At 57.2% G+C, this 19,839-nt stretch carries 23 protein-coding genes; 14 read left to right on the top strand and 9 right to left on the bottom strand.

The window, feature by feature from the left end; translation table 11 throughout:
• Positions 1-16: 16 nt before the first annotated feature.
• Entirely contained in the window at positions 17-1,303 is a 1,287-nt protein-coding gene (locus tag ACHZCJ_RS02580) for an MFS transporter (RefSeq protein ID WP_159643026.1), read from the bottom strand.
• 163 nt (positions 1,304-1,466) lie between these two features.
• On the opposite strand from ACHZCJ_RS02580, the gene pgsA reads away from it, so the two are divergent.
• Genes pgsA through ACHZCJ_RS02595 form a run of 3 tightly spaced genes read left to right on the top strand, consistent with a single transcriptional unit; the run spans position 1,467 to position 2,751 of the window.
• Positions 1,467-2,039: a CDP-diacylglycerol--glycerol-3-phosphate 3-phosphatidyltransferase gene (gene pgsA / locus ACHZCJ_RS02585; RefSeq protein ID WP_159643024.1), complete on the top strand. Its 573-nt coding sequence runs from the start codon at positions 1,467-1,469 to the stop codon at positions 2,037-2,039.
• Positions 2,039-2,302, top strand: a complete 264-nt coding sequence (gene moaD / locus ACHZCJ_RS02590; RefSeq protein WP_159643022.1) for a molybdopterin converting factor subunit 1 — start codon at positions 2,039-2,041, stop codon at positions 2,300-2,302. The genes pgsA and moaD overlap by 1 nt, the downstream gene beginning before the upstream one ends.
• Positions 2,299-2,751, top strand: a complete 453-nt coding sequence (locus tag ACHZCJ_RS02595; protein WP_321323649.1) for a molybdenum cofactor biosynthesis protein MoaE — start codon at positions 2,299-2,301, stop codon at positions 2,749-2,751. Before moaD ends, ACHZCJ_RS02595 begins: the two co-directional genes overlap by 4 nt.
• Here the strand turns inward: ACHZCJ_RS02595 and ACHZCJ_RS02600 are convergent.
• Positions 2,748-3,671: a hydrogen peroxide-inducible genes activator gene (locus ACHZCJ_RS02600; RefSeq protein ID WP_159643018.1), complete on the bottom strand. Its 924-nt coding sequence runs from the start codon at positions 3,669-3,671 to the stop codon at positions 2,748-2,750. The two genes, ACHZCJ_RS02595 and ACHZCJ_RS02600, sit on opposite strands and share 4 nt — an antisense overlap.
• Positions 3,672-3,824: 153 nt before the next feature.
• Here ACHZCJ_RS02600 and epsC point away from each other — a divergent pair, with 153 nt between their 5' ends.
• Positions 3,825-4,529, top strand: a complete 705-nt coding sequence (gene epsC, locus ACHZCJ_RS02605; RefSeq protein WP_321323650.1) for a serine O-acetyltransferase EpsC — start codon at positions 3,825-3,827, stop codon at positions 4,527-4,529.
• Positions 4,529-4,882, top strand: a complete 354-nt coding sequence (locus tag ACHZCJ_RS02610; RefSeq protein WP_321323652.1) for a DUF2794 domain-containing protein — start codon at positions 4,529-4,531, stop codon at positions 4,880-4,882. The genes epsC and ACHZCJ_RS02610 overlap by 1 nt, the downstream gene beginning before the upstream one ends.
• 42 nt (positions 4,883-4,924) lie before the next feature.
• On the opposite strand, the gene phoB is transcribed toward ACHZCJ_RS02610, so the two are convergent.
• The 7 genes from phoB to ACHZCJ_RS02645 all read right to left on the bottom strand — a co-directional run bounded on the left by phoB (position 4,925) and on the right by ACHZCJ_RS02645 (position 12,537).
• Complete coding sequence (phoB, locus tag ACHZCJ_RS02615) at positions 4,925-5,626, bottom strand: phosphate regulon transcriptional regulator PhoB (protein ID WP_100094691.1); 702 nt, start codon at positions 5,624-5,626, stop codon at positions 4,925-4,927.
• On the bottom strand, positions 5,626-6,357 hold the full coding sequence (gene phoU / locus ACHZCJ_RS02620; protein ID WP_159643012.1) for a phosphate signaling complex protein PhoU: 732 nt from the start codon (positions 6,355-6,357) through the stop codon (positions 5,626-5,628). The genes phoB and phoU overlap by 1 nt, the downstream gene beginning before the upstream one ends.
• A gap of 25 nt (positions 6,358-6,382) precedes the next feature.
• Positions 6,383-7,180 carry a phosphate ABC transporter ATP-binding protein PstB gene (gene pstB / locus ACHZCJ_RS02625; RefSeq protein WP_159643010.1) on the bottom strand — a complete coding sequence of 266 codons (798 nt, stop codon included), beginning with the start codon at positions 7,178-7,180 and terminating at the stop codon, positions 6,383-6,385.
• Between the two features lie 53 nt (positions 7,181-7,233).
• Positions 7,234-8,496, bottom strand: coding sequence for a phosphate ABC transporter permease PstA (gene pstA, locus ACHZCJ_RS02630; RefSeq protein WP_159643008.1), 1,263 nt, complete (start codon positions 8,494-8,496; stop codon positions 7,234-7,236).
• On the bottom strand, positions 8,489-9,874 hold the full coding sequence (gene pstC / locus ACHZCJ_RS02635) for a phosphate ABC transporter permease subunit PstC (protein WP_159643006.1): 1,386 nt from the start codon (positions 9,872-9,874) through the stop codon (positions 8,489-8,491). Before pstC ends, pstA begins: the two co-directional genes overlap by 8 nt.
• Before the next feature lie 60 nt (positions 9,875-9,934).
• Entirely contained in the window at positions 9,935-10,978 is a 1,044-nt protein-coding gene (locus ACHZCJ_RS02640) for a substrate-binding domain-containing protein (protein WP_321323657.1), read from the bottom strand.
• Positions 10,979-11,160: 182 nt separating this feature from the next.
• Entirely contained in the window at positions 11,161-12,537 is a 1,377-nt protein-coding gene (locus tag ACHZCJ_RS02645) for an ATP-binding protein (RefSeq protein ID WP_321323659.1), read from the bottom strand.
• 129 nt (positions 12,538-12,666) lie between these two features.
• On the opposite strand from ACHZCJ_RS02645, the gene ACHZCJ_RS02650 reads away from it, so the two are divergent.
• From ACHZCJ_RS02650 to ACHZCJ_RS02690, 9 genes are all read left to right on the top strand, one after another.
• Entirely contained in the window at positions 12,667-13,083 is a 417-nt protein-coding gene (locus tag ACHZCJ_RS02650; RefSeq protein WP_321324967.1) for a hypothetical protein, read from the top strand.
• A 72-nt stretch (positions 13,084-13,155) separates the two neighbouring features.
• Complete coding sequence (locus ACHZCJ_RS02655; protein ID WP_321323661.1) at positions 13,156-13,440, top strand: HPr-rel-A system PqqD family peptide chaperone; 285 nt, start codon at positions 13,156-13,158, stop codon at positions 13,438-13,440.
• Positions 13,441-13,448: 8 nt separating this feature from the next.
• Complete coding sequence (locus ACHZCJ_RS02660) at positions 13,449-14,309, top strand: HprK-related kinase A (RefSeq protein WP_321324969.1); 861 nt, start codon at positions 13,449-13,451, stop codon at positions 14,307-14,309.
• Complete coding sequence (locus ACHZCJ_RS02665; RefSeq protein WP_321323663.1) at positions 14,309-15,340, top strand: nucleotidyltransferase family protein; 1,032 nt, start codon at positions 14,309-14,311, stop codon at positions 15,338-15,340. The genes ACHZCJ_RS02660 and ACHZCJ_RS02665 overlap by 1 nt, the downstream gene beginning before the upstream one ends.
• 112 nt (positions 15,341-15,452) lie before the next feature.
• Positions 15,453-16,802: a bifunctional UDP-N-acetylglucosamine diphosphorylase/glucosamine-1-phosphate N-acetyltransferase GlmU gene (gene glmU / locus ACHZCJ_RS02670; protein WP_321323665.1), complete on the top strand. Its 1,350-nt coding sequence runs from the start codon at positions 15,453-15,455 to the stop codon at positions 16,800-16,802.
• A 120-nt stretch (positions 16,803-16,922) separates the two neighbouring features.
• Positions 16,923-17,156 carry a ribbon-helix-helix protein, CopG family gene (locus ACHZCJ_RS02675; RefSeq protein WP_321323667.1) on the top strand — a complete coding sequence of 78 codons (234 nt, stop codon included), beginning with the start codon at positions 16,923-16,925 and terminating at the stop codon, positions 17,154-17,156.
• A 6-nt stretch (positions 17,157-17,162) separates the two neighbouring features.
• The gene (locus ACHZCJ_RS02680) at positions 17,163-17,528 is read left to right on the top strand and encodes a type II toxin-antitoxin system VapC family toxin (RefSeq protein WP_321323669.1); all 366 of its coding nucleotides are present in this window, start codon (positions 17,163-17,165) and stop codon (positions 17,526-17,528) included.
• Positions 17,529-17,546: 18 nt separating this feature from the next.
• Positions 17,547-19,370 carry a glutamine--fructose-6-phosphate transaminase (isomerizing) gene (gene glmS, locus ACHZCJ_RS02685; RefSeq protein WP_321323672.1) on the top strand — a complete coding sequence of 608 codons (1,824 nt, stop codon included), beginning with the start codon at positions 17,547-17,549 and terminating at the stop codon, positions 19,368-19,370.
• Positions 19,371-19,372: 2 nt separating this feature from the next.
• Positions 19,373-19,813, top strand: a complete 441-nt coding sequence (locus ACHZCJ_RS02690; RefSeq protein ID WP_159642990.1) for an OsmC family protein — start codon at positions 19,373-19,375, stop codon at positions 19,811-19,813.
• Positions 19,814-19,839: the final 26 nt, after the last annotated feature.

Genomic DNA, 19,839 nt, shown 5'->3' on the forward strand with positions numbered 1-19,839 from the left:
AGTCGTTGCCGCTCGACTAGTCGCAGGCCCGATGCAATTGCTGCCCGAGCCATGCCGCGACCAGGCACATGGCTGCGACCAGCAAAAGCTGTTCGGTCGTTGACACACCGATCATGCTCAGCCCCAGCGCGACCAGAGCGCCCACGACCATACAGCCGGAATTGACAACATTGTTGGCCGCAATCGTGCGGGCGGTCTGGCTGATGTCCACCGTGGTTGTCAGAAAGGCGTATAGGGGAACAACAAACATGCCGCCGAAAATAGATACGCCGGCCAGAGTGCCGAGCAAGGCCCACGCCCCTTCGTGGACGATAAAAGTGTCGAACGTATAAAGTTGGCCCTCCGGCAAACCCTGCCAACTGCGCGCAATGAAATAGAGTATCAGCACGAATACCCCCATCAGGATCACGCTAGCCGGCGCAAAACGCGCTGAAACTTCGCTCTTCAGCAGCCGGTTGACCAGTATCGAACCAACGGCAATGCCGATTGAGAATACGCCCAGAAACAGGCTGGCGACCTGCGGAGTTGCGGTCAGCACATTTTCAACCAGCGGCGGGAATTGGATGATCAGCACCGATCCTATGGTCCAGAAAAAGCTGATCGCGATAATCGCCAGATATAGTCGGCGCACATGCAAGGTAGCGGAAATCAGGCGTATCGATGAGCGGACAAAGTTGAAGTCAATCGCTTCAACTTCCTTTTGTGCCGGTGCTGGCGGCATGAACTGGGCGGCGATGCGTCCAATCAGCGCCACTACAAAAACCGCGATTACGGCAATTTCTACACCATTTCCATTCCGGTCGATGATGATCCCGCCCAGAATCGTGCCGGCCAGAATTGCGATATAGGTTCCCGCTTCTACCAGTCCGGTGCCTCCCAATATTTCGTCTTGCTCCAGATGCTGGGGAAGAACGGCATATTTTATCGGACCAAAGAAAGTCGATTGCAGACCAAGAAGAAACAGGGCGGTCAGCATTATCGGTATCGACTGCAGCCAGAGTCCGATACCGCCGACAACGGCAATGAAAATTTCCAGGGTTTTGACGAAACGCGTAATTCGCGCCTTGTCATAATTGTCCGCCAACTGCCCCGCCAGCGACGAGAACAGGAAAAACGGCAATATGAAAAGGCCGGACGCCAGCGCATTGAACGCGAAATCTTCGGATTCGCTTTCATAAATTCCATAGGTGACCAGGATGACCATCGAGAATTTGAAGAGATTGTCATTAAATGCCCCGAGCAACTGTGTCAGGAACAGCGGCAAAAATCTTCTCGTTCGCAGCAAATGCGCAGTATTTTGCATAAAGTGAAAATCTCTGTTCGAGCAAAGGATGAGGGTTACGGCATCCTTAGTCCTTTCAGCCTGTGCGTCAAATTCAATGACCGACTGTCCTCGCAATGAATTTCCACTCCTGTTGGTTGAAACAATTTTCATTTCGGGCAAATCTGTCTATGCGAGAGCCATAATGCTGAACTTGCCGAACATATTGACGCTCTCGCGAATTTTCGCGGTTCCGATTCTCGTGTTTCTGCTCTGGCCAAATTTCGAATCGGTTCGGCCGCAACCGCTCCCCATCGACTATTTACTGACGTTCGGGCTCTATTGTCTGATGGCGATCACCGACTATTTCGACGGCTATCTGGCCCGTTCCCAAGGCACGGTTTCGAAGCTCGGCATATTTCTCGATCCGATTGCCGACAAGATCATGGTCGCCGCGGTCGTTCTAATGCTGATATTCACACGCGATATCAGCGGATGGCACGCCATTGCCGCCATTATCATATTGCTGCGGGAGATAACCGTATCGGGTCTCCGTGAATTTCTCGCGGGGTTGCAGATCAGCGTTCCGGTTTCTCAATTGGCAAAGTGGAAAACCGGATTCCAGATGATTTCCCTCGGCGCTTTGATTCTGGCAGGCGGTCTGCCGCAATTTCCGATTGTGCAAACCGTTGGCCTGTGGACGCTTTGGGCGGCGGCGATCCTGACCCTGATCACCGGCTGGGACTATCTCCGCGTCGGCCTGAAGCATATGGACTGATGGCACGCTCGCTCGACATCGTCTATTTTGCCTGGGTTCGGGAGCGGCTTGGTCTGGACCAGGAACAGGTCGCGCTCGGCGAGGGCATCGAGACTATTGCCGATGTCGTTATGATGTTGGTTGCGCGAGGCGGCGTCTATGCCGAGATATTTGCCGACCTGGCCAAATTGCGCTTTGCCCTCGATCAGGACTATGGCCTTCCGGCAAGCCCGCTCGGTTCGGCGAAGGAGCTGGCGATTTTTCCGCCGGTAACGGGCGGATGATCAGAATTTCGGTCGGACCGGACGATTTCGACATCGTGGTCGAGACAGCGAGAGTTTCGGGGCAGGGCGGCGGCGCGATTGCCAGCTTTATCGGACAGGTTCGCGATGACGGGAATCTGCAATCGCTCGCGCTGGAACATTATCCCGCAATGACCGAAAAGGCGCTGCACAAGATTGCCGAAACGGCACGGGCGGACTGGCCGCTCCACGCCGTCACCATCATTCACCGCGTCGGGAAACTGGCGGTGGGCGATAATATCGTATTGGTGATAACCGGATCCGATCATCGCGGAGCGGCAATCGAGGCCTGTTCCTTCATCATGGACAAGCTGAAGACGGTTACGCCCTTCTGGAAGAAGGAAACCCGGACCGACGGAACGACGAAATGGATCGAAGAGCGCGCATCGGATGTCGATGCATCGCAAAAATGGGACCTTCGGAAAAACTAGAGTTGTTTTTCGGCAACCCGGTGTTGCGCCCCTTTCATGATTTCTGCCAGCAGCTGAAACTCGCTTCGGCGTGGGCTGTTCTTGCGCCAGACCAGCGCGATGTCGCGCGTGGCACGATCCGACTGTAGCGGTCTGGCAACGATATTGGTGTGATCGAGAATGCCGCTATCTATGGCCATTTTGGGCAACAGGGTCAGACCAAGGCCATTGTCGACCATTTGCACCAAAGTATGCAGGGAAGTACCCATCATCCGCGCGGATGCCCGGAGTTCCGGTCGGTTACAGGCCGCGAGGGCATGATCTTTCAGGCAGTGTCCGTCTTCGAGCAGGAGCAATTGCGTTTCGTCGATGGTAGCCGGATCAACCTGCGGCGGAGGATCGCGCGGATCGTCTTTCGGGAAGGCCACAAAAATTTCGTCGCTGAACAGCATTGCCGATTCGACATCGCCGCAGGGAAAGGGCTGTGCCAGCAAGACGCAGTCCGCATGGCCATGATGCAGCGAGTCGCAGGCTGCCTGACTGGTTTCCTCTTTCAGATAAAGTTTCAGCTCCGGGCGTTCCTTGCGCAGTTGCGGCAGCAGTCGCGGCAGCAGAAAGGGAGCGATGGTCGGGATCACGCTCATCCGGACGTCCCCCGCCAGTGGCTTACCGGCAGATCGGGCCATTTCGGACAATTCCTCAGCCTCCCGTAAAATACGATAGGCTTTCTCGACCATCTGGTTGCCCAGTTCGGTAAAACGGACCACCCGGCGGGTCCGCTCGACCAGAACAATATCGAGCAGCGCCTCCAGTTCCTTGATCCCGGCAGACAATGTCGACTGGGTGACAAAGCAGGATTCCGCCGCTTTTCCGAAATGGCCATGTTCTTTCAGCGCAACCAGATATTGCAATTGCTTCAACGTGGGGAGATAGGTCGACATTATCGAAGCCTTCGATCAGTAAATGTATATTGATCTGCTATAGTGATAAACAATGGGTTGAAAAGTGCGTTCCCATTTCCGTTTCGAAAAAGAACTGGAAATACGGGCCTGTCCTACCTAGTTAATGATATTCGTATCTTCCGGAGGAAATTTATGTTTCGGCAACTCGGCGCCTATCTGGATTCCATAAAGGCGCGCGACCCGGCACCCCGATCGCGCTGGGAAGTGCTGCTTTATCCTGGCGTGCTGGCGCTTGGCCTCCACCGCCTCGCGCATTGGCTATTCAAGGGCGAATTATATTTCTTCGCCCGGTTGATCAACCATATCTCCCGCTTTTTCACAGCGATCGATATCCATCCGGGTGCCAAAATCGGCCGCCATCTGTTCATCGACCACGGGTTTACCGTAATCGGTGAAACTGCACAAATTGGCGATAATGTAACTATCTATCAATGCGTTACCCTGGGCGGGACGAACCCGGCAAATGGCGTCGGCGGCAAGCGACATCCGACAATCGAGGATGACGTTATTCTCGGTTCGGGAGCCCAGGTGCTCGGTCCTATCACGGTCGGCACGCGAGCGAGGGTGGGGGCTAATGCGGTCGTGACCCAGGATGTTCCGGAAGGTGCAACCATGGTTGGTGTCCGCGCCCGCCCGACATTGGTTGAGGCCAAGGATTATCAGAAGGAATTTGTTCCTTACGGCACGCCGTGCAGTGAAATATTCGATCCGTCGACGCAAAAACTGGAAATTCTGCAATGCGAAATGGAACAGTTGCAGAAACGCATAGCGGCCTTTGCGAAAGAGCGAAACGGCGACAAAGAGTCAATTGAATCAGAGGGACGCGACAGCGCTTGATGCGTTTCGGCGATTCCAACATATCCCCTTTTCCGCAGCGCGGCGCGGCCACCCAGGTGGGTTTTGAACGTCGTGAAATAGAGCGGATTCTGGGACTTTACGGCCGAATGGTCGCGGCTGGACACTGGAAGGATTACGCCATGGATATGCGCCGGGATGTCGCGATATTCGCTGCTTTCCGTCGCGCATCGGAACGGCCGCAGATGCGGATAGAGAAGCGACCGTCTGAACGCAATCGCCAGGGCATGTGGTCGCTACGCGGCGAGCAGGGACAGGTTTTGAAACGCGGCCATGATCTGGCCGGCGTGTTGGCACCGATCGAGCGCAAGCTGATGAAACTGGTCGGCGACTAGCAGATCAGATCGGCGCGTGATGAACCTTGCTCCGCCGGGATATCAGCCTTCGACAGCGTCGGTATCGAGCGCATAGCCCGCTGATCTTACAGTACGAATGATATCCGATCTGCCATTGGCGTTTAGCGCTTTTCGCAGCCGCCGGATATGGACATCAACGGTACGCAGTTCAATATCGCTGTCCTGCCCCCACACGCTGTCGAGCAGTCGTTCGCGGGAAAACACCCAGTTGGGATGCTCCAGAAAATGGCGCAGCAGACGAAATTCGGTGGGACCGAGCGGGATAGTGTCGCCGCCTCGCTTCACCTTGTGGCCAACGGTATCCATTTCCAGATCGCCAAAGCTGAGCTTCTCGCCCGCCAGCGCCGGTCGGACACGCCGCAGGACGGCTTTCACTCTGGCGATTAGTTCACGGGGGCTGAACGGCTTGGTGATATAATCGTCAGCACCGGTTTCTAGGCCACGGATCTTGTCCTCTTCCTCTCCACGGGCGGTCAGCATGATGATCGGGATATTGGCGGTTTCCGAAGAGCGGCGCAGGCGGCGACACACTTCGATTCCGGAGAGACTTTCCAGCATCCAGTCGAGCAAGATCACGTCGGGACGATGTTCCTGCACCAGCAGCAAGGCTTCCTCGCCATCCGGTGTATGGATGACGTCATATTCCTCTTTCTTGAAATTCCAGGTCAGCAGTTCCGCCAGGGCGGCATCATCCTCGACCAGCAGTAATTTGGCGTTGACCATCAGTCTTCCCCGTCGATGGGCGCTTCGTCGACCGGTGTCGTCGGATTTTCGCCGCGTGTCCGTTCCGGCATCGGCTCTCCGGTGGCCGCAAAATAGACCATCTCGGCAACATTGGTGGCATGATCACCGATCCGCTCCAGATTTTTTGCGATGAACAGCAAATGGGCCGCTTCCCCGATATCCTTGGGATTTTCAATCATATGGGTGATTACGGCACGGAAAATGCTGTTGTAGAAATCATCGACAATCTGGTCGCGGCGGTTCACTTCCATCGCCAGATCCGCATCCCGTCGCGCAAACGCGTCCAGCGAATCTCGCACCAGTTCGCTGGCGATTTTCGACATGGATGGCAGCAGCGAGATCGGCGTCAGACGATGGGCTGTGGTAACAAGCGGCACCCGCTTGGCAATATTCTTGGCATAATCGCCTATCCGTTCGACCACACCGGATATCTTGAATGTGGCAATCAATTCCCGCAGGTCGTCAGCCATGGGCGCCCGCAGCGCGATGGTCTGGAATGTCAGCTCGTCGATCCGTTTTTCGAGTTCGTCAATGAGCTTGTCTTCCCGAACAACTTCTTCCGCCAGTTCCAGATCGCTGTTCTCCAGCGCGCGCATGGCCTTGGAAATGGCCTGCTCGCTGCGTCCGCCGATTTCCGCGACCATGCCGCGCAATTCGTTTATGTCAGAATCGAAGGCTTTAACCGTATGTTCTGTACCAGTATTGACCATTTTTGACTTCCTAGACTTCGAGATATCAGCCGTAACGTCCGGTGATATAGTCCCGTGTTTTCTCTTCCCGCGGATTGGTGAAAATATCGGTCGTTTCACCATATTCCACCAGGGTTCCCAAGTGGAAGAACGCCGTCTTCTGGGATACGCGCGCGGCCTGCTGCATATTGTGCGTTACGATGACGATCGCATATTTGCCACGCAATTCATGGATCAGTTCCTCGATCTTTGCCGTTGCAATCGGATCGAGAGCTGAGCAGGGTTCGTCCATCAGGATCACCTCGGGATCGACCGCAATGGCACGGGCGATACACAGGCGCTGCTGCTGCCCGCCCGACAATGCGGTGCCGCTATCGTGAAGCCGGTCCTTCACTTCACCCCAGAGACCGGCGCGCTGCAGAGAGGATTCGACAATATTGTCCAGTTCTTCCTTGCCCGTAGCGAGGCCGTGGATCCGCGGCCCATAAGCGATATTGTCATAGATGGACTTGGGAAAAGGATTCGGTTTCTGGAACACCATCCCGACCCGCGCCCGCAACTGGACAACATCCATTTTCGGCGCGTAGATATCATCTCCGTCCAGCTGGATATCACCGGTGACCCGGGCGATCGGAATCGTGTCGTTCATCCGGTTCATGCAACGCAGAAAGGTAGACTTGCCGCAGCCGGAAGGCCCGATGAAGGCGGTCACATTATCCATGTTCACGTCGATGGACACATCATTGATCGCCTGCTTGTCGCCGTAGAACACGTTGACATTGCGAGCCGTCATCTTCGGCGTGGAGGCTTCGCTTGCCATATCAGTCGGGGCCGAATCTGTCATATTTGCGCTTTCACTTGCTTCTTGCATTGTCAGATCATCATTCATCACAGCACCTACCAGCGGGTTTCAAAACGGTTGCGCAGATAGATGGCCAGAGCGTTCATCGTCAGCAGGAACAACAATAGCACGATGATCGCTGCGGATGTTTTTTCTACAAAACCGCGGTCGACTTCATCCGACCACAGGAAAATTTGCACCGGCAATACCGTTGCCGGATCGGTAATGCCATTGGGCGGGGTGGCGATAAAAGCGCGCATGCCGATCATCAGCAGCGGCGCAGTCTCGCCGAGCGCCCGGGCCATGCCGATGATGGTACCGGTCAGGATGCCGGGCAGGGCCAGCGGCAGGACATGGTGAAAGACCACCTGCAACGGACTCGCGCCGATGCCAAGCGCTGCTTCGCGAATAGACGGCGGTACCGATTTAACGGCATTACGCCCCGAGATCACAATCACCGGCATGGTCATTAGCGCCAGGGTCAGGCCGCCGACCAGAGCGCCGGATCGCGGCATGCCGAAGAAATTCAGGAATACGGCAAGCCCCAGCAAGCCAAAGATGATCGAGGGGACAGCCGCCAGATTGTTGATAGAAACCTCGATCAGGTCGGTCAGCCGGTTCTTCGGCGCATATTCCTCAAGGTAGAGCGCCGCCAGCACGCCCACCGGAAAGGCCAGCAGCAAGGTGACAACCATGGTGATCAGCGACCCCTTGAACGCACCCCATATGCCGACCTGCATCGGGTCGGTGGCATCGGAATGGCTGAGGAAATTCCAGTTGAAGCCGGTCGAGAAACGATCTCCCAGTTCGCGCACTTTCTCTTCTGCTTCCGGATTACCGGCATCCTTGTAAGCGACATCGATATCGGAAATAACCGGCAAATATATCGTGGTTTTCTGTTCGACAATATCCGGATCATTCAGAATCATCGCGCTAACCGCGGTCCAGCCACCCGGCGAAAAGAGCTCCGTTCCGTCCGGGCCATATTGGATCTCGATGCTGCTGTCGACGATTTCACGCAGCCCCATGGACTGCAAATTGGCATTGGCATTGGGCCCTTCAAACTGGCTGGCCGAAGCGCCGCCGGTAACAGCCGGAAAATCAATATCGACAGGCAATTCTGTCTGGGTGAAGCCGCGGAAGCCGTTGCCGACCATCACCACCAGCAAAAAAGCAAGAAAGCCCGCCGAAAGCATGACCGCAGCCATGCCCAGGGCCTTGAAGCGGCGTTCGGCCGCATAGCGCCGGGCGATGCGCTTCTGCATCGCCGGGCCCTGCCAGTCAGTCGGATTGCGCTTCGTTTCGGTGAGACTATTCATATGCTTCCCGATATTTTTTGACCACGCGCAGGGCGATAAGGTTGAGCAGCAGCGTTACGATGAACAGAACCAGTCCGAGGGCAAAGGCAGCCAGCGTCTTCGGACTGTCAAATTCCTGGTCACCGGTCAGCAGTTGCACGATTTGCGTAGTGACGGTGGTCACGCTGGAAAAAGGATTGGCGGTCATATTGGCAGCGAGACCGGCAGCCATGACCACGATCATCGTTTCGCCAATCGCGCGGCTGACGGCCAGCAGAACACCGCCAACGACACCTGGCAGGGCAGCCGGGATAAGCACCTTCTTGATCGTTTCGCTATGGGTGGCTCCCATCGCCAGCGAACCGTCGCGCATTGCGCTGGGTACCGCAGCAATGCTGTCATCGGCCATCGACGAGACGAACGGAATGATCATGATGCCCATGACCACACCAGCTGCGAGAGCGGACTCCGACGACGCACCGGCAATGCCGATCGAAACGGCGAAGTCGCGCAAAGCCGGAGCGACGGTCAATGCGGCAAAATAGCCGTAGACAACCGTCGGCACCCCGGCGAGAACCTCGAGTATCGGCTTCATCCAAGCGCGGAATTTCGCTGGTGCATATTGGGTCAGATATATGGCGCTCATCAGGCCGAGCGGGATCGCGACGATCATCGCGATTATCGCGCCGATAAAGACGGTGCCCCAGAAAAGCGGAATGGCGCCAAATCCGGTTTCGCCTCTCGGACCGGCCACCGCTTTCGGATTCCATTCGGTACCGAACAGAAAATCGATCGGTGACACCATCGAGAAGAAGCGTGCCGATTCGAACACCAGCGACAGGAAGATGCCGACGGTGGTGATGATTGCAATAAGCGATGCGAGCAGGAGAATCAGCATTGTCACACGCTCGATCTTGGTCCGCGCCCTCAGGTCAGGCTTGATCTGCAGCCACGCATAGACACCGCAGGCGAATACCATCAGCAGTGCCGCGACCGTTCCGATCATCTGATAATAGGCAATAGCTTCGCGATAGGGTTCGACCATCGATTGCGACAGCGGATTGAAGGCATTGGTCTGGTTGCCATAAGCTATCGCGCGGGCCTCGGACAGGATCGCTGCCCGGGAAAAGCTGTCCTGCGGTAGCCCGGCCGCTGCAGCGCTGGTCAGCGCGGCATCGGTTATCAGCGCCGGGCTGACAAAATTCCAAATGGTCATGAAAATCGCGGCCGGAACGATCGCCCACAAGGCGACATACCAGCCATGATAATTTGGCAGCGAATGGAGCGCAGATCGGGAGGTCTCTCCGCTCGCCTGCATTCCGGAAGCCTTCAGGCGGCCAAAAAACCAGGCGACCAGCCCCAGGCCGATCACGAGAAAAAGAAGCGTCGCACTTGTCACAATATCTGGTTCCGCTCCTGCATCAATATCATCAAGTATGTAGCGCGCGTCAAAGCGTGCCTATTCAAGTTCGCCGATCGCGAGCGGAGGCATGTCACGGATCACGTCGGTCATCACCGCTCGTACATTTTCTGGCGATGCAATCAACCCGGCTTTCACCAGATAACCGTCGCGGCTGCCAGCCTCGATAAACTCAAGCATATATTCGCGAAGCCCCGGAATGACACCGACATGCTGTTTTTTGACATAGACGTAAAGCGGGCGTGCGCCGGGATAATTGCCGGATGCAATCGCATCATAGGTCGGCTCCACCCCCGAGACCGAAATGCCACGAACGCTGTCCAGATTTTCTTCCAGAAAACTGAAACCGAAAATTCCGACGCTGTTGGGATTTGCTTTCAGTTTCTGGACGATGAGATTGTCATTTTCCCCCGCATCGACATAACCGCCGTCGGTGCGGACTTCATGACAGATGTCCTTGAAGGCTTCCTCGTCGCTGTCCTTGAGCGCCTTGGTGGCCGAATCGGTTGTACAGCCCACTTCCATTATCAGTTCGGTCAGCGCGTCGCGCGTACCTGACGTGGACGGCGGGCCGTAAACGCTGATCGCGAAGTCGGGCAGGGACGAATCGATATCAGACCATTTCTCGTTCTTGTTTTCCTTGCCGTAGGGCCTTGCCGCAATGGCTTCGTAAATCTGGGCCGGCGTCAGCGAAAAGGCAGGGCCGTTATTCGCTTGGGCAACCGCGATACCATCGATACCGATCTGCACTTCGACGATGTCGGTCACGCCATTGCTCTGGCACAGTTCAAACTCGGATGCCTTGATCCGGCGGGATGCATTGGCGATATCGGGCGTGTCCGCGCCCACACCGGCACAGAACAGGCTCATGCCGCCACCGGTACCGGTCGATTCGAGGATGGGAGAGGGATTGGCGCCGTTGATGCTGAACTGCTCTGCCACCGCTTTCGCAAAGGGGAAAACGGTCGAGGAACCGACGATCCGTATTTCGCTGCGGGTGCCGCCTTGGCCACCGGACGCCTGGTCCTGGCAGGCCGATAGCCCGAGGGAGGCGACCGCCGCGAGCGCGATTGTTCTCAACATAGAATAGTTCCTAATTCCACTGCAGGTGATCCCTCGCAAAAACTGCCAGAAACCCTTTCAACAGGCTTGTTCGGGAGGCTTCTAGGGAGGCGCAATGTCCTGTTCGTGACAAATATATTACAGTTATGTGACCATGCATTCGGACACTCATTCCCGGGAGAAATATTTCCCGCGATCATCGCTCAATCACTGCCTTGTGCCAGCGAAACGGCTCCCGGACTTTTGCTGGCGATCGGCAACAATACCGATACCGTTGTACCGCGGCCTACCTCACTGCTGATTTCCATCCTTCCCCCATGGCGTTCCGAAATATGTTTTACGATTGCGAGCCCCAGTCCGGTACCGCCAATCGACTTGCTGCGCCCCTTGTCGACACGGTAAAAACGTTCGGTGAGCCGGGGGATATGTTCCGGTGCTATGCCGTCGCCCTGATCACTGATCGACAGATAAAGCATCGTGCCCGATTTATTGGGCGCGACCTTGATCGTGACCGGTGCCCCTTTTCTTCCGTATTTGAATGCGTTGCTCAGCAGATTGTTGACGACCTGTGACAATTGCGCCCGGTCTCCGTGGATCATTGGCATAACAGTCGGGAAATGGACCAGTATTTCACTTTCTTTCTTGCCACGGCTGTTGATGTAGAAATCACGCGCTTCCTCGACCAATTCGCTCAGATCTATCACGTCTGAAGGCAGCTCGAATTTCTCTGCCTCGATCCTGGAGAGCGACATCAGATCCTCGATCAGACGCTGCATCCGGTCGGCTTCGTCATACATGATTTTCAGAAAGCGGGCGCGGGTTGCATCGTCCTTGCCGGCCGTGGGGTCCTCAAGCGTTTCGATAAACCCCTTGATGGCTGCCAGTGGTGTGCGCAGTTCGTGGCTGGCGTTTGCGACGAAATCGGTCCGCATTCTTTCGGCGGCATAGCGACTGGACCGATCGGAAAGCTGGACCAGCTTCAGTCCGTCCTGAAGCGTGTGGATGCGCAATTCCCATCTCTGGTCCGTGCTTCCGACACCGACCAGCAAAATGGGCTCACCGGTATGTTTGGCATCCGGATTTGCCAGACGGTCGGCAGCGGCGGGATGGCGGATGGCGATGCGCACGTCCTCGCCAACGATATGATTGCCCAGGACCTGGGCGGCGGCCGGGTTGGCCGCGGCGACCTTGGCATTGCGGATCAGCATGATCGGATCTGTTATCGGGTCGATAATATCCTGATAGGCCTCCGAGCGCCCCTGATATAATATCCGTTTGGTCTGTCGTTCCAATGCTGCCGGATCCGGCATTGGCGAGGCGGGCCGGTCCTGCATCACCATGAACAGGGCGAAGGTGCCGGAGACAATGACCACGATGAACTGCTGGCCGGATTGTGGCATTTGACCGGCCAGAATGCCACCGCCGACAATGATCGCCAGAGCGATCAGCAAACGAAGAGGGGAAACCGAAGTCATCGGAATGTTTCTGGCATTATCATAGCCGCTGTTTAGCCGGTGCTCCGGCGCATCGGCAACGGGAATGTTTCGGGAGCCTGCACCGGCTTTCGCAAATAGAGACAATATTAACGATTTGCATGTCTATGTCCCGAATATGGACGCGGTTGCGAGCGAGGGACTGTTTGCTCGCCTTTCAATCGATTTCCGCTTATGTGCACCTATCTGAAGCTAAGAAAAATGGACAGAAATTCGATGAAAGAGGGCCTTCCATCTGAACCGTCAGACGCAAATGGCGAGAATTGCGGCATTGTAAACCGTCGCCGCGCCCTGATGATGGGCGCAGTCACGGCTTCAGCTGTAGTCAGCATCAAGCCTGCATTGGCGCAGACCGCCGGTTCCGTTCTCAATTGCGAGATTCCGGTGCCGGGCAAACATGCTTCGGGCGGTTTTATCGCGCCGAACGGGAAAGTGGTCACGGCAGACACGCCAGGAGCATTTCCGCCCGCCGGTCGCAATTTCACCGGCGAGGAAGTACGCCGCGCCATGAGGGGCCGCACCTTGCCCGGGACATCCAACGACCAGTCGCGGGCCTATGTGAAATATATTCGCCGGCTGCAGTCCGGGCAGAGCGGCTTCACCTGTTATGCTTCGCTGCAAATGCCGCGCTGATATATCCGCACCATTTTAACTTTTGCCTGCTATCAATCGGTTATGTCGCACCAGATTCGCAGGTAGTTCTCCATGACCCAGAAATATCGGGCTGCGCCGGCAGAAGATCTGATCTGGCATGACCTGGACAGCATGAAACTGCTGTATCACAGACCGTCCGGTATCACCCATATTCTAGCCGATCCGGCCCCCGCCATATTCGAAGTGATGGAAGAGGCTGCGCTTGCCGCATCCGAGATTATTGCGCGGCTGACTGCCCTGTTCGATATCGAATCCGGCGGAGATGCGGAAGAAATCATTCTGGCACGCCTCGAAGAACTGTCATTGCTCGGTCTCGTGTCCCGGGTCCCCGGCTGATGGGCAAGATGCATCATATCCTGCTCAAAATCGGTCCCGCAGCTTTCCGGATTGCTTCAGCATGGCGACAACCGCTGGATCAGCTGGCCGGTCTCTATCGGCACTATCCGGCACCGGGCGAAGGGCAGGTCGATTTCACGGTTCGGCTGGAGCCAGACAAGCCCTGGCGCCGCCACATCCGCCCGTCCGTCCACATCGGCGGTGACTTCTGGCTGCCCGATGCCGCACCGTTGCCGCTGGCGCAGGGTTTGCTTGCCGCCGAAATGGGCATGAACCTGCAAATGGCGCTCGGCTGGCGGCGGCATCTGCTGCTCCATGCCAGCAGCGTCGAGAAAGACGGCAAAGCGCTGGTCATGACCGGCCTGTCCGGCTCGGGGAAATCGACCCTGTCCGCGATGCTGGCCGAGCGGGGCTGGCGGTTCATGGGGGACGAATTCGCACTGTTGGGCCTCGACGACGGAAAGATTTCGCCTTTTCCGCGCCTGATAAGCCTGAAAAACCAGGCTATCGGGGCGATGCAGAATCTTGCAGCGGATGACCGGTTCGGCCCCGAAATGAAAGCCACCCCCAAGGGCGACATACGCCATCTTGTCCCGTCGCAGGAGGCCGTTACCCGAATGGAGGAGTCGGCCACGCCGGCGCTGTTGCTTTTTCCCCGTTTTGGTCACGCTCGCGAATTGCGCGAAATGGGCCAGGCCGAAATTTTCGTCCGGCTGACCCAGGCCTCAACCAATTATGTCGCGCTCGGAGAATCGGGATTTCGGGCACTGACCCGGTTTGTTGATCGGGTTCCCGCCAGAGCCATGGATTATCAATCGATCGAGCAGGCGGAAGAACTGATCGACGGATTGTGGAGCAAATTGCCATGATGCGCGATGCCCGACGTCTGGTCGATGCCCTGCGCACCCCGGCCAGCGTGGAAATGCTTCGAGGCAGCGAGTGGACCGACCTGATCAGCATGGCCCGGGCCGAATCTCTGATCGGCGCGCTGGCTCACCGGATCGATCATGCGAAGGTGCCGGATCGGATTCGCATGGTTCTGCAAGATGCCGTCGAGGCGCATGATCTGGCGCGGCTGCAGGCCTTGTGGGAAGCCGATTGCGCGCGACGGGCGCTCGCCGACTATCCCGGCAAGATTGTCCTGATGAAGGGGACAGCCTATGTCGCGGCCGACCTCGCCGCTGGCCGGGGCCGTAGCATAGGCGATCTTGACATCATGGTGGAGCGGAAAGATTTGCCGGTGGTCGAAAACGCCTTGCTCGATGCCGGCTGGGAATGGGTTAAACCGGATCCCTATGATGACCAATATTATCGCGAGCATATGCACGAACTGCCGCCGCTGATCCACCGCGAGCGGGACCGGATGATCGACGTACATCATACAATATTGCCGTTGACCGCTGGCCCTACGCCGAATGCCGGAGAGATACACGCCAGTGCCATAGCACTCGCGGATGGCCTGTATGTGATGGCGCCGGCGGACATGGTGCTGCATTCCGTCGCCCATCTGTTTGCGGATGGTGATCTGGCCGGCGGCTTGCGGAATCTGTGGGACATCAACCTCCTGTTGCGGGAAAAGGCCGAAGCCTCAGCATCATTCTGGACCGAGCTCGATAAGCGCGCCCGTCTCCACGGGCTGGCCGACGAACTGGCAAGGGCGCTGCGCCTTGCTGCGGCGCTATATGATACGCCGGTTCTTCCGTCGCTGGCGGGCAAGGCGACGTTTACCGACAATTTCTATGTCCGCCGTTTGCTGGCGCGCGACGGTTATGGCCGCGAAACCCGGAAATTGACGCGCCTTGCCTTCTATATCCGATCCCACTGGCTGCGAATGCCGCCACTGATGCTGGCGCGGCATTTGTGGATCAAATGGCGCAAGGACGGAAAGCCGTCTGGATGAACCCGCCACGCCGACAAGATACAGGGTGGCTTATCCCCGCTTTGCATGGCATTAGCCGCTGCAAATGGCCGAGACAGCGCCGCTATAGTCCCATTTGTTCCGGAGAATTTCGATGTCAGATCGCCCGCTAGCCGCAATCATCCTGGCCGCCGGTCAGGGGACGAGGATGAAATCGGAAAAGCACAAGGTGCTGCACCCGATTGCCGGCAAGCCGATGCTCCACCATCTTCTCGATACTATCGAGTCTGTTGGCGTTGAACGCACCGTCATTGTCGTCGGCGCCCGCCGTGAGCAGATCGAGGAAAGTGTAAAGGACCGCAATGTCGCGATCGCAGTGCAGGAGGAGCAGCTCGGCACCGGCCACGCGGTGGCGCAGGCTCATGACGCGCTAAAGGGCTTCGCCGGCGACGTGCTGATCCTCTATGGCGATGTGCCGATGGTCAGCGCGGATACGATGCGCGACATGATTTTCCGCCTCAACAATGGATCCGATCCGCGCGCCGTCGTGCTCGGCTTCCGCCCAGATGATGCCGCCGCTTATGGCCGGATTATTGCCGATGATCAGGGCGAGATCGAGAAGATGGTCGAGTTTAAAGACGCCAGCGATGCGGAGCGTGCGGTCAATCTGTGCAACAGCGGCCTGATGGCGGCGCGCTCGACCGACCTGTTCATCTTGCTCGACCAGATCAGCAACGACAATGCTGCAGGCGAATATTATCTGCCCGACATCGTCATGCTTCCCGGCCAGAAGAGCGCCGTGATCGAAGTCGATGACCCGGCCGAGGTTGCCGGCGTCAACAGCCGCGCCGAACTTGCCGCGGTCGAAGGCGAATGGCAGGCCCGCCGCCGAGAACAAGCCATGGCCGACGGAGTCAGCCTGATCGCGCCGGACACGGTGTGGTTCTCGCACGATACGCAAGTCGCTTCCGATGTCGTGATCGAGCCCAATGTGATCTTCGGTCCCGGCGTCTCGATCGCCTCGGGCGCGAAAATTTATGGGCACAGCCATATCGAAGGAGCGACTATTGGTCGCAAGACCAACGTCGGACCCTTCGCCCGCCTGCGCCCGGGGGCCGTGATGGAAGAAGGCTCCAAAGTCGGCAATTTCGTGGAAATGAAAAAAGCCACGCTGGGCAAAGGCGCCAAGGCCAATCATCTGACCTATCTCGGCGACGCTGAAGTGGGCGAGGGCGCTAATATCGGTGCCGGCACGATCACCTGCAATTATGACGGCTATTTCAAATATAAAACGGTGATCGGCAAGAGCGCCTTCATCGGCTCGAACAGCGCGCTGGTGGCACCGGTGACGATCGGCGAAGGCGCAATTGTCGGCGCAGGCGCAACCGTAACGAAAGATGTTGCCGCCGGCGATCTGGCGCTGGTTCGCGCTGAACAGACGGCGAAGGCAGGTTGGGCTGCCCGGTTCAATGCGGCAAGCGCTAAGAAAAAATCGGGAAAGTGACGCCGGAACTACATATCGCTTGATTAAGAACCAAGCCGATGCCGCTTGTAACGCCACTTCCCGGCACAAATAGTCGATTCAAATTGACATGATATCACGATATGATATCAATATATCATCATGACCCGAATCCTCGCTGATCTCCCCGAAGACGATGTGAAATGGCTCGACGCTCAGGCGACAGAGCAGGGCAAGTCTCGCGCCCAGTTGTTACGGGATGCAGTGGCTGCCTATCGCGCTGAGGGCAGCAAGGACTGGATCGCCAAGGGCCGCGGCTATTGGAAAGATCGTTCTGATATCGGGGACAGCATGGCATATCAGCGCACCATCCGCACAGACCGCGAACCGGCATAGAAGGCCATGTCCACGCCCTTTTTCGACACTAATATCATCATCGACTGGTTGCAGGACCGGCCCGGCGCGGCCGCTGAATTGCAACGATATGCAAAGCACCGGATCAGCCGTGTCGTCTGGACGGAAGTCATAGCAGGCGAACCGCTGGAAACCCGCCGCAAGATACAGGATCTGCTGGCCCCGTTCGAAATCGTTGAACTGGACGCACGAATTTGCGATGCCGCTGCCGATATCCGCTATCGCATGCAGATGAACTTGCTTGATGCCATGATTCTTGCCACTGCCCAGGTTAGCGGTGCTATCCTGATTACCCGTAATACAAAGGATTTTCCGGCCAACATGCCGGGCATCCGGATACCTTATACATTTTAGCAGAAAGCCCGAAAAACGATGTGCGGAATTATTGGAATAGTTGGCAATCAGTCCGTTTCAGATCGTCTGGTCGATGGCCTGAAACGGATGGAGTATCGCGGCTATGACAGCGCCGGTGTCTGCACCGTGCACAATGGCCAGCTGATCCGCCGCCGGGCGGAAGGCAAGCTGGCGAATCTGGTGGAGGTGCTGAAAACGGATGATGCCGCCGGCAACGTCGGGATTGCCCATACCCGCTGGGCCACCCATGGCGCGCCCACAACCAGTAACGCGCATCCTCATGCAACCGGCGAAGTAGCGCTGGTGCATAACGGCATTATCGAGAATTTCAGGAGCCTTCGCGAAGCGTTGAGCGCGCGTGGCCGGTCATTCGAAAGCGAAACCGATACCGAAGTGGTCGCTCATCTGGTCAGCGAGCAGGTCGAAGCGGGCAAAAGCCCGGAAGAAGCGGTCCAGGCGATCTTGCCACAATTGCGGGGGGCTTTTGCGCTGGCCATCGCTTTCCGCTCGCAGCCCGACCTTCTGATTGGCGCGCGGCTCGGTTCCCCTCTGGTGGTCGGCTATGGCGACGGCGAAACCTATCTCGGATCCGACGCGCTGGCGCTGGCGCCGCTGACCCAGCAAATTGCCTATCTGGAAGAAGGCGACTGGGTGGTCATCACGCGCGATGGCGCAGATATCTATGACAAGGATAATGTCCCGGTGGAGCGCGAGATCACGACATCCGGCGTCTCGGCTTCCGCCATCGAAAAGGGCAATTACCGCCATTTCATGCAGAAGGAGATTTTCGAGCAGCCCACCGTCGTCGCGCAGACATTGCAGAGCTACATCCGCTCGCTCGAACAGCAGGTAGCACTGCCACAAATGGATTTTGACCTGCGCGATATCAAGCGCGTGACGATCGTCGCCTGCGGCACCAGCTATTATGCCGGTATGGTAGCCAAATATTGGTTTGAGACGTTCGCCCGCGTGCCGGTCGATCTCGATTTCGCCTCGGAATTTCGCTATCGTGATCCGGTGCTCGAACCTGGTGGACTGGCGCTGTTCATCTCGCAGTCGGGAGAGACCGCTGACACTCTTGCAGCGCTTCGCCACAGCAAGGAGAATGGCCAGAAAATTGCCGTTGTCGTCAATGTACCGACCAGCAGCATGGCCCGCGAAGCCGATCTCCTGCTGCCCACTCATGCCGGTCCCGAAATCGGCGTTGCATCGACCAAGGCCTTCTCGTGCCAGCTTGCGGTGCTCGCTGCGCTCGCGGCCCATCTGGCCGTGGTGAAGGGCAAAATGACGCGGGACGAGGAGCGGGATGTTGTCAGGCACCTGACCGAGGCGCCCGCAGCCCTGAACGCTGCCCTCGCGCATGACGAAGATATTGCGCAAATGGCGCATCTGATCGCGCCGGCGCGGGATGTGCTCTATCTGGGACGAGGTCCGGATTATCCCTTGGCCCTTGAAGGCGCTCTGAAACTCAAGGAAATCAGCTACATCCATGCCGAAGGCTATGCCTCCGGCGAAATGAAGCACGGTCCGATTGCTTTGATCGACGAAGCGGTACCGGTGATCGTGCTGGCGCCATCAGGCCCCTTGTTCGAGAAAACCGTATCCAATATGCAGGAAGTCATGGCCCGCGGCGGCAAGGTTGTGCTTATCTCCGATGCTGACGGGATAGCGGAAGCGGGAGAGGGCTGTATGGCCACGATCGAGATGCCGAAAGTTCATCCTTTGATCGCGCCGCTGGTCTACGCGGTACCCGTGCAACTATTGTCCTATCATGTCGCAGTCGCCAAGGGCACGGATGTCGACCAGCCCCGCAATCTCGCAAAGTCGGTAACGGTGGAATAATCATGGCAACCAATCCGTCTCTTGTCTCCGTCGAAACCGCTAGCGGCAAATTCCAGCAGACCGTCAGGGTCGGGAAACATCGGTTTCTGGCAGACGAACCGGAATCCTTTGGCGGTAATGACAGCGGCCCGTCACCTTATGACCTGTTGCTCGCGGCACTGGGCAGTTGCACATCAATGACGATGAAGATGTACGCCGATCGCAAGGGTATCGCGCTCGAGGCCGTGCATATCCTGCTCGAGCATAGCCGCGAGCATGTCGATGACTGCCAGAGCTGTAACAATGACGACAATCGCATTGACGTAATCGACCGTTCGATCACTCTTGAAGGGGATTTGAGCGAGGAGGATCGCCGCAAGCTGCTCGAAATTGCCGAAAAATGCCCGGTGCACAGGACTTTGGAAAACCGCATCGACATCCACACCACCGAAGTGCGGGATTGATCCGACCCGACCGTCAGCGCGTGACT

It is taken from the genome of uncultured Parasphingorhabdus sp. (assembly GCF_963677535.2).
Taxonomy (GTDB): Bacteria; Pseudomonadota; Alphaproteobacteria; order Sphingomonadales; family Sphingomonadaceae; genus Parasphingorhabdus.